The 2,052-nt window shown below is 64.6% G+C and carries 4 protein-coding genes; all 4 read right to left on the bottom strand.

Features of this window, described 5'->3' with window-relative positions; genetic code table 11:
- The coding region (locus ACFWSK_RS37690; protein WP_383796685.1) for an IS630 family transposase at positions 1 to 756 on the bottom strand (756 nt) is incomplete at its 3' end.
- A gap of 83 nt (positions 757 to 839) precedes the next feature.
- Entirely contained in the window at positions 840 to 1,148 is a 309-nt protein-coding gene (locus tag ACFWSK_RS37695) for a hypothetical protein (RefSeq protein ID WP_383796688.1), read from the bottom strand.
- Positions 1,149 to 1,302: 154 nt separating this feature from the next.
- The gene (locus ACFWSK_RS37700) at positions 1,303 to 1,596 is read right to left on the bottom strand and encodes a hypothetical protein (protein WP_383796691.1); all 294 of its coding nucleotides are present in this window, start codon (positions 1,594 to 1,596) and stop codon (positions 1,303 to 1,305) included.
- A gap of 146 nt (positions 1,597 to 1,742) precedes the next feature.
- On the bottom strand, positions 1,743 to 1,931 hold the full coding sequence (locus ACFWSK_RS37705) for a hypothetical protein (protein WP_383796694.1): 189 nt from the start codon (positions 1,929 to 1,931) through the stop codon (positions 1,743 to 1,745).
- Positions 1,932 to 2,052 lie beyond the last annotated feature (121 nt).

The raw sequence follows: 2,052 nt of genomic DNA on the forward strand, positions 1-2,052 counted from the left end.
CTTGGTCAGGAACTTTTTGAACTCCTCGGCCCGGTGCCTCCGGTGCAGGGAACCGATTACTTTGCCGGTGGCGACCTCGAGTGCGGCGAACAGTGTGGTGGTGCCGGCGCGGACGTAGTCGTGGGTGGTCCGCTCGGGTACCCCGGGCATCATCGGCAGCACGGGCTGGGACCGGTCCAGGGCCTGGATCTGTGACTTCTCATCCACACAGAAAACCAATGCCCGTTCAGGCGGGTCCATGTAGAGGCCGACGACATCGTGGACCTTGTCGATGAAGTACGGGTCGGTCGACAGCTTGAAGGTCTCCGAGCGGTGCGGCTGCAGGCCGAAGGCTCGCCAGATCCGTGAGACCGACGACTGCGACAGGCCCATCTCCTTGGCCATCGACCGCGTCGACCAGTGTGTTGCGTTCTTCGGAGTGGATTCCAGTGTCCTGGTGACCACCGCGGCAACCTGCTCGTCCGTCACCGTCCTGGGGCCACCCGGACGCGGCATGTCACCCAGACCGGCGATCCGGTACTGCACGAAACGGGCCCGCCAGCGGCCCACTGCCTGTGGTGTGGAGCCGAGTTGAGCAGCAACGTCCTTGTTCGAGGCACCCTCAGCGCAAGCCAAGATGATCCGGCACCGAAGCGCCCACGCCTGCGACGTGGAACGACGCCGCACCCACCCCTCAAGTGCGTCCCGTTCCTCGTCCGACAACGTCAACTCGGCCTTCGGCCGCCCCATCCGCACCATAGAGGCTAGCCTACACATCTACACGGAATTCCAGACTCAGTACACTAGGGGAGGCCGACTCCCTCCAACGCTCGGTGGGGGCCGCCTGCAGTGAAAAGGGGTCAGAGGTCACTGTCGATCCCGGTGACGGCCGGCGGGCCGAGCGGGGCGTCGGCTTCCGGGATCCCTGCCTCCTTCAGCGCGGCTGAGACGAGCCTTGTGGCGTCCAGCTCGGCCTCGTACCGGTCTGGGGCATCAACCTCAAGGCAGACGGAGAAGGTGTTGTCCTCGTTCAGTGTGAGGAGGTTCAGGCCTTCACTCTCACTGACGTCCGTGTGCTGCGAGGCCAGCTTTCGTTCGAAAGCCGAGCGCGCGGAGTCGGTAATGTCCGAGATGAACGTGCCGGGAACGGTGATGACAAAGGTGGTCATGACTACTCCTCACATAGGTGAACCCACCGGGCCATGCCTGACGTGCAATCGGAGGGTGAACGGTGACGCCTTCGCTTCTGCTGACATTTGTCCGCACGGCAGACAAGGGCACATACCACCAGTACCCCCACGCCCAAATTTGTGGGTGCCAGGCTCAGGCGCTCACGTGGCGTGGGGCGGTGGCTCGTCGGGGAGCGGCGTGATGCGCAGGCTTGTGGACCGGGGCGGCCTGGAGGCGCCGCAACCACAGAGAGGCGGCGCCGAGCAGGCCGGTGAAGCCCGCCAGGAGGAAGAGGGACACCCACATCTGTCGGCTCCCGGGATGGACCCACCCCGTCCAGGCCGCAGCGGCCGTCCACAGCAGGACACCTGCCGTGTAGAAGGTGCGGACTCGGCGCAGCTGCCGTACGGCCCGCAGGGACATGAGGTGTTCAGTCTTCGGTGCCATGCGGTCCGTGTACCCCGATCCGCACTACTCACCGGGGTAGGGCGTCGTCCGGATGGCTCGTCGAGGCGACTCTGTCCGTCCCTGCTGGTCCAGCAGGGACGGACAGAGTCGCGTCGCAACCCGGTTTCTTCCCGTTTCGGTCAGCGTTACTCCCGCTGCTCGCCATGTCCCTCGAAGACCCGTCGTGCTGCCACGCCTTGATCCTCGATCAACCCCGCGTTGTCCGGCAGGCCCAGAACACTGCCGCAGTGATTACATAGTTTCCCGTCTTCTGCGGGTGTGCCGCACGCCTTGCAGAATCGATTGCCCTGCTGGCCTTCTGTCTTCTGGTTCATGGCATCTCCGATACGTTGGTGAACAGTGAGCCTTTTCCATCTTGATCAGGTGGCGAGTTCGAGGGCGACGACGGCACGGACGGCGGCTGTGATCCGGGTGGTGCTGCAGCGGAGCTTCCGC

Origin of the sequence: Streptomyces sp. NPDC058620, from assembly GCF_042717135.1 — a bacterium.
In the GTDB taxonomy this organism is placed as follows: domain Bacteria; phylum Actinomycetota; class Actinomycetes; order Streptomycetales; family Streptomycetaceae; genus Streptomyces.